Genomic DNA, 13714 nt, shown 5'->3' on the forward strand with positions numbered 1-13714 from the left:
TAAATGTTAGTTCCTATTTGCTAGACGACTGTTCCCCACGAGCTAATCGTTTCTCAGGTGAGAGCTTTGGACATGAAAAACAATAATTACCTTCTGCCTTCAGATAACTCATACAACAAGCCGCCTTTATTCGCACTGATTTATTCGCGTCTTGCCAACTAGAAACATAACGGAATGTTACATCATAAGGATTTCGCTTCAATCCAAAAACGCTAGGTGTAATTGATTTTAGCAGTTCAAGATTTATTTCGACCTGTTTTGCATCCCCATTATTGATCCAGGAATCAATATGATTATAAAAAGGATTGGCTATTAGTCCCCATGTCTGTTGGATGGAAAGTCCAGACGATTTTGAAATACCTTCAAACAACGGTCTACATGTTGCAAAAAGCTGTGATAGGTTTTCTCGAATATACTCTAGTCGTCCAGCCAGCGGAACCTCCTCTAATATAGGTTGTATGACTTCCATATATGCATCTTTCCCTTCATCAACGAAGGCTAATTGCTGATAAGATAACGACTTATTTTCAACAAATAGAAAGTAAAGGTGAGCCGTTACTAAATTGCCCAACCACTTCATCATATTTGCCCCACCTGCTCTATGGTCAGTCGCCTGAATGCATTCCGTTCTTTTTTCAATAAGAGACTCGAGCATTTGCTTTTCTACTATATGATTTAAATCAAGTCCTCGAATTTCCTCAGGACGATCAACAACTTTTATAAAAAAGGTATCTAATGTTTCATGATATTTTTGTTTCAACGTCATTCTCTCCATTCTCTTACAAATCATTTACAAGCTAGTAACTTCTATTATCATACTAAAAAACCCTAGTCTGGGATTTTTAAAATCATAAATGTAAATAAAAAAGGATTAGCTCTCTACATTCCCTCATCTTCAAAACGTTTCAAGTCATTTTTATGTCCAATCACTATAAGAATATCATCTCTTTCAATATGATCAGTAGGTGTCGGAGCAATATTGATGTCTTCGCCTCTTTTGATTCCTAATATTGTACAGCCATACTTTGCACGAATATCTAAATCAATTAAAGATTTTTTCGCTACTTTATTCGTTGCAATTAATTCGACAATACTGTAATCAGCAGAAAGCTCTATGTAATCAACAATTTTTTCTGAAGTTAAATGCTGAGCAATCCGAATCCCCATATCTTGTTCAGGGTGAACGATTCTATCAGCGCCTATTTTTTCTAGGACTCTTTGATGGTAATAATTTTGTGCTTTGACCCAAACGTTCTCGACACCAAATTCTTTTAGAACGAGCGTGCACAATATACTTGATTGAATATCCCCACTAATCGCAACGACTACATAATCAAAATTCCGAATCCCTAACGACTGTAATGCTTTTTCATCCGTCGCATTAGCAATGGCACTATGAGTCGAATAGCGTGTCATTTCATTTACTTTTTCTTCATTAGAATCAATGGCTAAAACTTGATGACCTTGTTTATAAAGTTCCTTACAAACACTGCTGCCAAATCGCCCGAGTCCAATTACAGCAAATTGTTTTTTTACCATTTTATTCTACTCTCCTCTACCATGAGAATCTTCATGTTCATTTTTTCTTTCTATTTCTCATTATACCATTCATCTATTAGCTCAGCGAAATTCCATTCCCTATCTTATGTATTTATTTTGCTGACCATGTTTACTGATCGTTCCTGAGGCTAAAAAAACACCCTCAACTTTTATTCCAATCGTTGAGGGTGTACCGACATTAGCTTAACACTTTTTTAATTGCTTCTATTACACGGTCTGCTTGAAAAGGTTTTACGATAAAATCCTTTGCACCGGACTGAATCGCATCAATTACCATTGATTGTTGGCCCATTGCAGAGCACATAATCACTTTTGCGCTCGCATCTACTTGTTTAATTTCCTTTAATGCTTGAATCCCATCCATCTCTGGCATCGTAATATCCATTGTTACAAGATCTGGTTTTAATTCCTTGTATCTCTCAACTGCTTCAGCTCCATTAGCGGCTTCACCCGCGATGTCGAAACCATTTTTCATTAAAATATCCTTTATCATCATTCGCATAAACGCTGCATCATCAACAATTAGTACTGACGCCATTCGATTCACCTCATTACAATTCTCAAAATTATGCTATTACTTTGTCTAAATCTAGTAACGTAAATAATCGATTCTGAAGCTTTACAACACCTCTTAAATAATCGATTTCTTTTCCTCCAATGACTTCCGGCGGAGGCTCTATCTTTTCTATTGGAATATCAATTACATCATTAGCCCCATCAACAATCATTCCCATTTCAAGTTGACCTTTTGAAATGACCAAAATGCGTGTTGCATCATCGATTTCTTTTTCTTCAATTCCAAATCGTTTTCTCAAATCAATGATTGGGGTTATCACTCCACGTAAATTCATTACCCCTGTTACAAAGGGAAACGTACGAGGAATACGTGTAACGGGCTGCATTCTCTCAATAGATTGAATATAATCCACTTCGATTGCATATTCTTCATCTTTTAATTGAAAGATAATCACTTTCATTTCTTGTTTACTAATTATTTCAGTAGACAACTCCGTTGACCTCCTCATGTTCATTACTTGATTAAAGCATTCGTATCTATAATCAAAGCAACTTGCCCATTTCCAAGAATAGTAGCACCTGAAATCGCAAATACTTCTTTCAAATAATTCCCAAGTGATTTTAGAACAACATCATGCTGACCGATCAAAGAATCGACAACAAGTCCTGCTACCTTGTTTCCTTTATGAACAATAACTAATGAATATGACTCTTCTTCTAGTTGACTACCAGGAACTTCAAAAATCTCCTTCAAAAAGACAAGAGGAATAACTTTCCCTCTGAAATCAATGACCTTTTGATTATGAGAGTTAAAAACATCTTTTGTATTCACAATTGCCGTTTCAATGATAGATGATAATGGTATTGCATATTTCTCATTTTGTAATTCAACGAGCATTACATCTATAATCGAGAGTGTTAAAGGCAGTTGAATGGAGAATACAGAGCCTTTCCCTACCTCAGAGTTGACTGTCACAACTCCACCTAACGATTCAAACGTGTTTCTCACGACATCAAGACCAACACCACGTCCAGATACATCTGTTATTTTGTCAGCTGTACTGAATCCTGAAGAAAATAACAAAGAAAATACTTGTTGGTCGGACATTTTAGAAGCTTCTTCTTCTGTTACGACACCATTCGTTAGTGCTTTCTTCAGAACTTTTTCACGGTCAATTCCAGAACCATCGTCCTCAATTTCAATAAAGACATTATTGCCACTATGAAAGGCTTTTAGAAGCACTGTTCCTTCTTCAGGCTTGCCCGCCGCTAGTCGTTTTTCTGGTGTTTCAATACCATGGTCTATGGAATTACGTAATAAATGAACGAGAGGATCTCCAATTTCATCAAGTATCGTTCGATCAAGCTCTGTTTCGGCCCCTATAATTTGCAAATTAACCTTTTTATTTAAATCTTTTGATAGACTCCGTACCATTCTAGGAAAACGATTAAAAACTTGTTCAACTGGCATCATTCTCATATTCAAGATGATTTCTTGTAAATCTCCGGAAATGCGTGACATTCTTTCAACCGTTTCATTCAATTCATTATTGTTCAATTCACTGGCAATCTGTTCAAGTCGACCACGATCTATAACCAATTCCTCAAATAAATTCATTAGGACGTCTAGTCGTTCAATGTTCACACGTATCGTTTTGTTAAGTTCTGTTTTCTGCTTTGGTGGCTTTTCTATTCCATCCGGTTTCACTGTCTCAATTGGCATTTCTACATTCTTAACTTCCACTTGTTCTTCTAGTACTTCCTCTGAAGAAGAAAGTTTGCCAACTTCAACGCCTTGTATATCTACGCTATCAATCTCAGAAATGTTTAAAATACGATCCTTAATTTCTTCCATTTGAATCTTTGAAAGGACTGTTACTAAAAAGTCTGAATCAAACTTTTCTTGCTCTAAGTCTTCTGCAACTGGCGTAGATTTAATAACTTCTCCTATCTGCTCCAATACATCAAAGACCATAAAGACACGGGCAGCTTTCAACACCACTTGTGGATCAAGTGTTATTTTCATCAAGTAGATATTGTACCCTTGTTCAAATGATTGCTCTATAATGGTCCGTTCAAATTGATCATATTGTTCGATCGTCTGAAGGTCAGTGTCACTTTCTATGCTCTTTGTCGATGGTGCTATTACATCGTTGGCGTTTCTATTCTCAATCTGTTCTAATTGCTTGATCGCTTCGGAGACATCGCGTTTCCCTTCCCCACCTGAAGCTATATCTGTTACCATAGCTTCTAAATCATCAAGCGCTAAGAAAACAACATCTAAAACAGAAGGATTGACTTCTAGTTTGTCATTGCGAATTAGGTCTAACACATTCTCCATGTTATGCGTTAGATGAGCAAGGTCTTCAAATCCCATTGTTGCAGCCATTCCTTTTAACGTATGAGCGGACCTGAAAACTTCACTCACAATTGATCGATCATGTGGAGCCTGTTCTAGTTTTAATAAATTATCGTTGATTGCCTGCAGATGTTCTTGACTTTCATCAATAAATAAGTCTAAATACTCTGTATTGATCAAGATCTCATTCACCTCGATGTTCTCTACCATTGCATACACATACAATCTTTCCATTAATCGACAAGAAGTACTTTTTGTCATCATAGCATACCTTTTTGTAAAAAAGTATATAGGCATAGGAGATTTGTATTAGTTTGTATGACCCGTCACAAAATCTTAAATTATTTTTGTCCTTAAATATTTTTGGTAATCTGACATACATAATGGTTTGGTATAATAATAGCCTTGTACTTTGTTACAATTCTGCTTTTGCAAAAACATAAGCTGTTGTTCTGTTTCAACGCCTTCCGCAATTACTGAGATCTCCAGATAGTGAGCGAGATTAATAATCATCGAAATGATCCCCTCACTTTGTTTCCCCTGACCAATATTACGGACAAAAGATTGATCTATTTTCAATTCTTGAATTGGAAGCTGACTTACATATTGTAATGAACTATAACCTGTACCAAAATCATCTAAACTGATTTTCACTCCTAAAGCCAGTAAACGATTTAATATATTGACCGTACGGTCAATATCGATTGTTACACTTTCAGTAACTTCGAGTTCTAATAAACGTGGCGCTAAACAAGAATCATGGAGGGCACCTTCAACTTGTTTGACAATGTCTCTATGGAGAAACTGACGTAATGAAAGATTGACAGACATCGGAACTTGCGGAAAGCCCATATTAACTAGTTTTTTCTTTTGATAGCAAGCTTCTCTTAAAACCCACTCTCCAATCGAAACAATGAGTCCGGTTTCTTCAGCCACAGTAAGAAACTTCACTGGACTTATAAGACCTTCTGTTGGGTGATTCCAGCGAACTAACACTTCTTCACCACAGTATTGATTCGTTTTAAGATCAAACTGCGGTTGAAAATAAAGAGAAAACTCCCCTCTTTCTAACGCGCGGCGCAAATCATTTTCAACATAGAATTTTTCATGTAGCAAAAATCTCATTTCACTCTGAAACAATTTATTGGCATCTCCACCATCGGCCTTAGCTCGGTACAATGCAGCATCAGCTGATTTAATTAACGACTCTGCATCTTTAGCGCATTCTGGAAAAATAGCTATACCAATGCTACCTGTTAACGTGAATTCATACTCATCGATCAATAAAGGATATCGAATTTCTTCAAGCAGTTTCTCCGCCGTTTGTTTTGCTTCATTAACATTTTCCAACTCAGGTAAAAGAACAACAAATTCATCCCCACCAACCCTTGTGATAATAGCAGAATCAGGCAATGCATCCCGCAATCGTAAGGCAACTAGCTTAAGAGCTTGATCCCCTAAATAATGCCCTAACGTATCATTCACAAGCTTGAAACGATCTAGATCAATAAATAAAACAGCAAGTTTCTCTTTCCTAACAGTTGTACTTGCAAGAGATGCTGTTAGCTTTTCCATTAAATATCTTCGATTTGGCAGTCCTGTTAATTCATCTTCCATAGCCAATTGACTTACTTTTAATTGGTCAGTAATGTCCTCGATAATTCCAATCACCTCATGCACCTTGTCATTTTCTTGAATGGGAATGACCGAAACATTAACTATTGGATGATTGGGCACCGCATAATTGAATTGCATTGAAACGGTAACACGTTGACCACTTAAAGCAAGTTGAAATAATTGTTTCAATTGTCGATGATCTTCTTTGTTAAAAAGACTATAAAAATTTTTTTTGAGAAGTTCCTCTTCACCATATCCTGTCATCTCACTAGCCGCGGGGTTAATCTTAGTAATAAGAGCAGACGAACTTAAATGAAATATAGCACTTGGACTGTGCAAGAAAAGAGATTGATAATACTGTTCACTTTTTTTTACTACCTTACATTTTTCAGTACCGCTCATTTCTCACATCACTTTCTGCCCAGTAATTCTGGCTTCTTCTTTTATATCGTATATTTTTAATAAATCTTAAGTGGAATTTATGATAATAACAAACTTTTTATGTAAAACTGTAACACACATGCAACATTATATGTTTTCCTATAAAATTAATCTGTTTCTTCAAACTAGAGTTCCAGTTACATTCCACATAACAACTTAAAGCCCAACGACATAAGACATATTAAATGTCATCATCGTCACACTCCTATATTTTATCATAACTGCTTTCTTGCAAAGTTAACATAAAATGGTAATGATTGTTACAACTTTAATACTTTAGGGGAATATTGTGAAAGAGGCCGTCTCAAAAGGTCTTTTGACCTTTTGAAACGCCCCCGAAGCAATAAGCGAAATCGCTATATTTTTAAAAAAGCTTTCTCTCAAGGTGTCTAACGAATCAAGCTATTTCATCTATGAGTAAGACTTTTAAGACAGCCTTATCCTTCAAAATAGCTACAGTGACTCAAAAGTGGATACCAACTCTTGATAAGCGCTTTTAGGCGCTTGCTGCTCTCGTAATGTAACCATCGTTCGAATTGCTTTGCGAATCTTGTTCTCTTGATTAGTGTTACTCTCAAGTGAATGCAATGGCGCAGCTTCATCACGAAACACAAATAACGAGAGTTCATCTATTAACTCCTTCGTTTCTTGCTCATAAGCTATTTTATAAAGGACAAGCTGAGGCCAGTAAAACTCTAGTAGTTCGGATCCAGATTTTTTTATATGGTTCGTCTTAAAATCAATCAAATGTCGTTTTCCATTTTTAATCGCCACTTTATCAATTTCACCGATGATTTCTGCTCCTTCAATAAACGTGGAAAACCCCCACTCGTTAATAAGTGTTTCACCCAAATGTTCCTTCACTTCGTCCGTATACACTTGCATTAATTTTTGCATTTGTGTTTCATATTGAAGACTACCATCCAACTCCTCTTCACGTAGAGCCTGGACTAATGCTTGTTCTTGAGGTAAGCCACTATCACGTAATTCACATGCACGGTGAACCAAAGAGCCCAATCTTGAAGCATCTACTTGATACTTCTTATCATACAAACGAGGTTCATCATTGAATAATATGATTTCTGGTATACCAATCACATGCTTATTAAAGTAAGCAATAGGATCCTTGATAAACAACATCACTTCAGAAACGGAAAAGCTAATAGGTACTTTATTTTTTTCAACCTTTGTAGGCGGAGTGTAAATAGACTGAAGATCTTGAACGTTCTCTTGGTCTATTATCTCATTATTTGTGACGATATTCTTTGACAAGTTCGTTTGTTCAAGCGCTCCTTGAGTCATGTCAAGCCATGTATGAGAAGCCTTTGACTGTTCACCAATCATATACAAATAATCACGCGCTCTTGTCATCGCAACATAAAATAAACGTTTTGCTTCCTCTCTTGCCTCAGCATTTGCACGGTCTTTGACGATTCCAAAAGCAGGTGTTTCATGTACAATTGAGTCTTCTTCAAATTCACTTAAATCCATCTCGACATTTAGAACAATCCCAAAATCGGCATGGAATCGAATACTCCCTTTATCACCTTTGTTTTGTCTTTCTAGTTGCGGAAGACAGACAATTGGAAACTCCAATCCTTTGGAAGCATGAACAGTCATAATTTGAATGACATCACCATCTACCCGCTCAACCTCAGATTCACCTTCTTTTTCACTAAGAGCAATACGCTCCTCTAACTCCATTAGAATGGTTTCTAAATCTTTGTTATTCGTTCCAGCGATTGTCTGAATAAGCTTTTCTACATTTCTAACTTTCTGCAAACCATTTTGTTGAAGAAAAAGAGCCGTCCGTAATCCTGTCTCATTAAAAATAGAGTCCAGCGTGGCTTCTAATGTTGCTTTGGGTCTAAATGGCGTCCAGGTTTCTAGCCACTTTTGCACAAATTGACATGCCTTTTGGATATGAGTAGGTAATTGATTGTATGAAGAATGCCTTTGATCATAAACCAATTGATAAAGAGCTTCATTTTCCCCTATTTCAGATTTCAACGTAAGAAAATCATCGACTGTTAAGCCACAGATCGGATTACGAAGAATCGCCAATAGATGTAATTCTTCAAAGGGACGGTTTAGCCATCTCAGAAAGGTGACAAAATCTATAATCTCTTGCCTTTCATAAAATCCTACCCCACCACTGACAACATACGGAATCCCTTTATTCATTAAAGCTCGTTCAAGTGTAAGAAGATGTGACCTTGCGGGAATAAGAATGGCAATATCTCCCCAGCTCGGTTTGACCCAACGATCATCCTTATTGACTCGTGGGAAGCCAGTATGAATCATTTCTACTAAACGATTGGCTAACACATCATATGAATGAAGACAATCAGCTTCGTTTTCATTCTCAAGTATGGTTAACTCGACTCTTTTCTCATTTAATTGTTCGCTTTGTCTATGTGCTTCTAGTGGTGCATAAACCGTTTCATATGAATGTGTTCTTTTTGAGACCATTGCATAAGAAAACAATTCATTTACAGCTTCGATAACCGGTGCTTGAGTTCGGTAATTTTGGTTCATTAATATTACCTCTGCATCTTCAAGAGAATGAGCCAAATCCTCACGTTCATTCATTAAGCTCACATTTGCTCCGCGGAAACGGTAGATCGATTGTTTTTGATCTCCAACAATAAATTGAAAAGCTGGTTCTATTCGTTCCAACATTTCAAGTTGAAGTCGATTTGTATCCTGAAATTCATCGACCATCATATGGCGGAATTGTTTTTGACTCACTTCTTTAATAGCCTCATGTTGCAATAAAGCAACCGCTTTTTGCTGTAAATCTGAAAAATCTAGCATCCCTGCAATTTTCTTTTCATACATATATCGCCTTGAGAACTCTTTCAACAATTGAACAAACCGTTTAGTAATCTCTCTTGTTTGTTCATCTACGACACCATCTCCCCCAATTTCCTTCCATTTTTCCTTAAAGGGTTTCCAATAGCCTTCAAATAGTTCGTATAAAGATGTAACTTTCTCAGACCATCGTTTATCTGAACGCGAAGGCATTAATGGTTCAACTTTGCTCATATAATGTGTTGGCTCTTCTGATCCTGTTATTGATTGAAAACCTTCTGTGATTCTTTCGACATGACTTTTTTGAGCTTTTGTTAAATCACCACCTAGAGGAAATGCTTCGATACACCGAACCGCATTTTCATGGAAATGCTTTACTATCTCAACTTGAGCTTGTAATTTCGCTTGCTTTTGTTTTTCTAGCATTTCATCCACATGTAATGTCATAATTGCTTGTTCGCCAACTACAAACTCACGAATGTCATCATGAACCTTTTCTACATATTCAAACAATTGATTTTTACTCATTACTTGTAGAAGTGGCAGAGCCAATTCATGGTGTTCCTTTTCTTCTAACATTGTTTTTAATATGGAACGTTTACGACTCCTTGCCTCGACATCATCAATGACACGACTATTAGGAATTAAATCTGCTTTCATTGCATGTTGCGTTAACAGCCGTTGACAAAAACTATGAAACGTTGAGATATGAGCACGTTCAATCGCCTCTTTTTGTTCCTGCCAATACATTTGTGCCCGTTTATCATCAGCTTCAGTTTCCTTTTCTGCAAGTCGTTTTCTAATTCGATCCTTCATCTCTCTAGCTGCTTTCTCGGTAAAGGTAATCGCAGCAATCTCTTCAACCGTCGCACCGACAGGGTGGCTCGGATCTTTCAACTGCAATTCACATAGGTGAATAAAACGCTCTGTTAACACACGAGTTTTACCTGAACCAGCACCTGCAGAAACGAGAACAAGCGCTTTTTCACTAGTAATAGCTCGAAGTTGCGAATCATTAAATTTCATCATTGTACTCCTTTCTCATAGCCCTATCCATTGGCCTGTTCTCTCTTTTCATCGGTCACTCTGCAAATCGAGCGATACTGGCAAAATTGAGAGCACTCTAAAGGAGCGACTGGGAAGTTCGAATGCATCCCTCTCCATAGTTCTTCTATTCGCTCGATTAGATTATGGGAGATTAAGAATTGCTCCGTTCCTAACTCATCTTCGCGATTACGACAGTGGGAAGAGACTTTGTATCGAGATTCCTTCCCAACATGTTCACTTCGCCAAATTCCATTTCCTGCTCGTTTGTTTGGCTCTTTTAAAGAAATATACGTTGCTCCGTCTGCTTTTACTGTCGCTTCCTCTATACGCTCTATTTCTTCTCTTATCGCATAGGCATATAACGGTAACTGCAGTTTCAAACCTGCCTTCACGTCCTCCATTTTTACACTTGCTTGACCAGATTTATAATCATAAATAACAATTGAATCATCTAAACGATCGACCCGGTCCGCTTTTCCTGTCAAAACAAGCTTTTGACCGTTCGATAACTGTATTTCAAAACGGATAGGTTTCTCAAGTGCCATCATTTCCATTTTTTGCAAATGATCATTGTCCCAAAAGTGTTTTCGCTCTGCTATCCACCAACGTAATAGTCGTTTTTTCCATTCAGCCTTCGTTAGTTCTAAATCAAACCGTGATATTTCTAGACTTTGATTTTCAATTTGTTCCCATTTTTCTTCAAATAATCCCTCTAAACGTTCGGGTATTTTCAGTATGTCTTCCCTTGCCTCTATAAACGATCTGCCAATCGCAGAAGTTTCTATATATAACTGTTCAATTATTGAGTGCATCAAATGACCAATATCAATTGGTGAAACTTTTTCTTGGAGTGCTTGCGGTTCATCTACTTGCAAAATTCTTTCCATTCCATACTTAAATGGACATCGCGCATAGCTTTCTAAAGCTGTAACCGACACAACTGGCTGAAGAGGTTTATCATTGTAAAGTGAAATCGGCTCTTCCGCTTCCTCTATTCGCTTAATTCTGTGTAATAGATGCTCGATTGTTTCTGGTTGCTCTTCAACCAAACAACCCTTTCCGACATGATAAGAAATTTTTTCGATTTGATCTGTAGTGGAATAAGCTACTTTTGCTTCAATCCTTTTCTCTAACGTCCATACTTTATCTGCTTTTCCAACCTGTTCTAATAATGGAGACGGCAACTTAGGATGGTTAACATCAATGCCTTTAACATACGTATACGTTACCGACTCTGCAACATAAGGCAATTGTGCAAAATGAGCTTGCTGCTTCAGTCTAAAATGCTCTTGAGTAGGAGGACTATAACGAACGAGGCCTTCGGTTAAATCCCTTTCTTGAACATAACCGCTCAGTCGATGAACGGCTGGAAAAACACCTTCATTCATTCCAACGACATAAAGCTTCTTCCCTTTAAATAGACCTACGTCTCTCCACGTATGAACTGCAAGGCCTTTTTTCGACCCCCGTGCTTCAAAAAGGTGAAGTTTCTCACCAAGATTTTCAACCCATTCTACAAGTAAATCATGAGTCATCATCAAAGAGCCTAAGCCCTTTTCACGTAAAAGCTGTTCATATGTTTGCAATTCATTTTTTAGTTCGGTAAAGGCTTTATGCTCATCTGCCAATTCACGCAATTTGGAGACGTCTTCCTCCACCTTCATACTATTTATCCAGTTTGTTTCAAACGTCCACTTTTCTAAAAGTTCTCGTATTTCTTTTAGATACTCAACAAATGAATTTTGTTGTTTCCAGCGCACTTGGCTTACCTGTTCATAAAATGCCTGAATCTTCTCGTCATACCACTCACCTGTTTGCAGAAAGGCTTGTTTTTGTTTTGCAAAATCTAGCCCACTTACTTGGTACAACCTTAATATGAGTTCAATAAGAGGTAGCTGCTCCCATTTTGACTTAGGCCTACCATCTCGTTCTAGTATAGCGACAATAAATGAATGAATCGTGGTGGTGGACACTTTACGTTTTCGTGCTTTATTTATAGGGACTTCATACATCTTTGCAAATCGTTCAAGCTGTTCCATCCCCTTACTCTCATCGACTACAAGAATTCCTGCTTCTTCATAATTCTTATAGCTCAAACTTATTTCCTCAAGGATTCCTCTCCATTGCTCTTCTTCAGTTGACGCAGCTACTAGTTCGTTTTCAACCATAACTTCAACTTCTTCTAAACTTCCTCTTTCATCCTCAAACCCCATCTTAATTAATTCACTAACAGTCTTGTCAACAAGCTCAAGCGCTGGATGATGCGGAATATAAACATTCACGGCAACACCTGCTTTTTTTAACGCTTCAATGAAAAGAGCTTGAAGAGGGCTAAAATCATAATAGCCATCAACAACAACAAGGGAAATTTCGACCTGGCTTGGCTCGTCTAATAAAACGCGGATCGCTCTTAACAAAATATTTTCAGGATCTAACAAATTACGATTATGAATCGTTTCCTTTTCATAGCTTTTAAAAAGCGAAACAAGTGGCTGTAGAGACAACGGACTATGATCAACCTCTAAACCAAGACGTTTTATTTGCCCGTAAGTATCAGCGTAAGCGCGTGCTTTCCCTGATACAACTAGGTCATCCCGTAACATCTCGTCTTCTCTAATAAATTGCAAGAAAAACAACGTTCGTTCTTCTTCTGTTAAAGGTATATAAGAAACGTTAGCTTGTTGTAAGATGTAACTGGCAATGTCATCAAAAGTCGTAAAAGGCAAACTCGGTTGCTTCCTCCTCGCTTCTTGCAACCACATATGAGAAGGCAAAACGTAAAATGCCGTTTTCTTTTCTTCTTTTTGAATCGAAAATGTTTCTTTTAACCTGGTTTGATTTGCAACTTTTGTAACATGAGTGCCATAAATGACATGTTTACTCATTTTTACCCCTCCACCTGCGCATATCAAGATGATTGATTCCATCTAATAAATAAATGTCCGAAACTGGTTGAAAGCCAAAAGATTGATAAAAATACGTTAAGTACTCCTGCGCATGAATTAAAATGGAATCGTCATGAAATTCGTTAGTAATTAACGATATTGCATGTTCTAACAACTCTTGTCCATATCCTTTAGCACGTTCACTTTCTCTTACAATGACTCTTCCAATCGAAGCATCCTCATAAAGTGTGCCGCTTTTAAATAACCGACTGTACGCCTGAAGCTTTCCATCTTTGTAACCTAAAAGATGAAAGGCAATCTGATCCTTATCATCAAGCTCCTGATAGACACAAGCTTGTTCAACTACAAATACCTCTATTCTCAATTGAACGAGTTCGTATAATTCATCAACCGTTAACTGATTAAATTCTTTTACCTTCCAATTTAACACTTCTATATCCCCTAGAATTGAATA

9 protein-coding genes are annotated in these 13714 nt (G+C 37.3%); all 9 read right to left on the minus strand.

Annotation, left to right across the window (positions count from 1 at the left end; all coding sequences use genetic code 11):
- Positions 1–13: 13 nt before the first annotated feature.
- The 9 genes from BkAM31D_RS16290 to BkAM31D_RS16330 all read right to left on the minus strand — a co-directional run bounded on the left by BkAM31D_RS16290 (position 14) and on the right by BkAM31D_RS16330 (position 13690).
- Positions 14–760 carry a hypothetical protein gene (locus BkAM31D_RS16290; RefSeq protein ID WP_157076789.1) on the minus strand — a complete coding sequence of 249 codons (747 nt, stop codon included), beginning with the start codon at positions 758–760 and terminating at the stop codon, positions 14–16.
- 119 nt (positions 761–879) lie between these two features.
- Entirely contained in the window at positions 880–1539 is a 660-nt protein-coding gene (locus BkAM31D_RS16295) for a potassium channel family protein (protein ID WP_066152962.1), read from the minus strand.
- Between the two features lie 199 nt (positions 1540–1738).
- Positions 1739–2098, minus strand: coding sequence for a response regulator (locus BkAM31D_RS16300; protein WP_066152964.1), 360 nt, complete (start codon positions 2096–2098; stop codon positions 1739–1741).
- Between the two features lie 28 nt (positions 2099–2126).
- Positions 2127–2585 carry a chemotaxis protein CheW gene (locus BkAM31D_RS16305; protein WP_066153614.1) on the minus strand — a complete coding sequence of 153 codons (459 nt, stop codon included), beginning with the start codon at positions 2583–2585 and terminating at the stop codon, positions 2127–2129.
- Positions 2586–2590: 5 nt separating this feature from the next.
- The gene (locus BkAM31D_RS16310) at positions 2591–4645 is read right to left on the minus strand and encodes a chemotaxis protein CheW (protein ID WP_066153617.1); all 2055 of its coding nucleotides are present in this window, start codon (positions 4643–4645) and stop codon (positions 2591–2593) included.
- Between the two features lie 126 nt (positions 4646–4771).
- Positions 4772–6454 (minus strand): sensor domain-containing protein, encoded by a 1683-nt coding sequence (locus tag BkAM31D_RS16315; protein WP_085449813.1) that lies wholly within the window; start codon positions 6452–6454, stop codon positions 4772–4774.
- 492 nt (positions 6455–6946) lie between these two features.
- On the minus strand, positions 6947–10336 hold the full coding sequence (locus tag BkAM31D_RS16320; protein ID WP_084372129.1) for a UvrD-helicase domain-containing protein: 3390 nt from the start codon (positions 10334–10336) through the stop codon (positions 6947–6949).
- A 20-nt stretch (positions 10337–10356) separates the two neighbouring features.
- Positions 10357–13239: a PD-(D/E)XK nuclease family protein gene (locus BkAM31D_RS16325; RefSeq protein WP_066152974.1), complete on the minus strand. Its 2883-nt coding sequence runs from the start codon at positions 13237–13239 to the stop codon at positions 10357–10359.
- Entirely contained in the window at positions 13232–13690 is a 459-nt protein-coding gene (locus BkAM31D_RS16330) for a GNAT family N-acetyltransferase (protein WP_066152976.1), read from the minus strand. The genes BkAM31D_RS16325 and BkAM31D_RS16330 overlap by 8 nt, the downstream gene beginning before the upstream one ends.
- Between the last annotated feature and the right edge of the window lie 24 nt (positions 13691–13714).

This window comes from Halalkalibacter krulwichiae (assembly GCF_002109385.1).
Classification (GTDB): domain Bacteria; phylum Bacillota; class Bacilli; order Bacillales; family Bacillaceae_D; genus Halalkalibacter; species Halalkalibacter krulwichiae.

Coding starts and splice junctions, on each gene's coding strand:
- BkAM31D_RS16295 (WP_066152962.1), bottom strand. CDS start 1,539: ATGGTAAAAAAACAATTTGCTGTAATTGGACTCGGGCGATTTGGCAGC.
- BkAM31D_RS16300 (WP_066152964.1), bottom strand. CDS start 2,098: ATGGCGTCAGTACTAATTGTTGATGATGCAGCGTTTATGCGAATGATG.
- BkAM31D_RS16305 (WP_066153614.1), bottom strand. CDS start 2,585: ATGAGGAGGTCAACGGAGTTGTCTACTGAAATAATTAGTAAACAAGAA.
- BkAM31D_RS16310 (WP_066153617.1), bottom strand. CDS start 4,645: ATGGTAGAGAACATCGAGGTGAATGAGATCTTGATCAATACAGAGTAT.
- BkAM31D_RS16315 (WP_085449813.1), bottom strand. CDS start 6,454: ATGAGCGGTACTGAAAAATGTAAGGTAGTAAAAAAAAGTGAACAGTAT.
- BkAM31D_RS16320 (WP_084372129.1), bottom strand. CDS start 10,336: ATGATGAAATTTAATGATTCGCAACTTCGAGCTATTACTAGTGAAAAA.
- BkAM31D_RS16325 (WP_066152974.1), bottom strand. CDS start 13,239: ATGAGTAAACATGTCATTTATGGCACTCATGTTACAAAAGTTGCAAAT.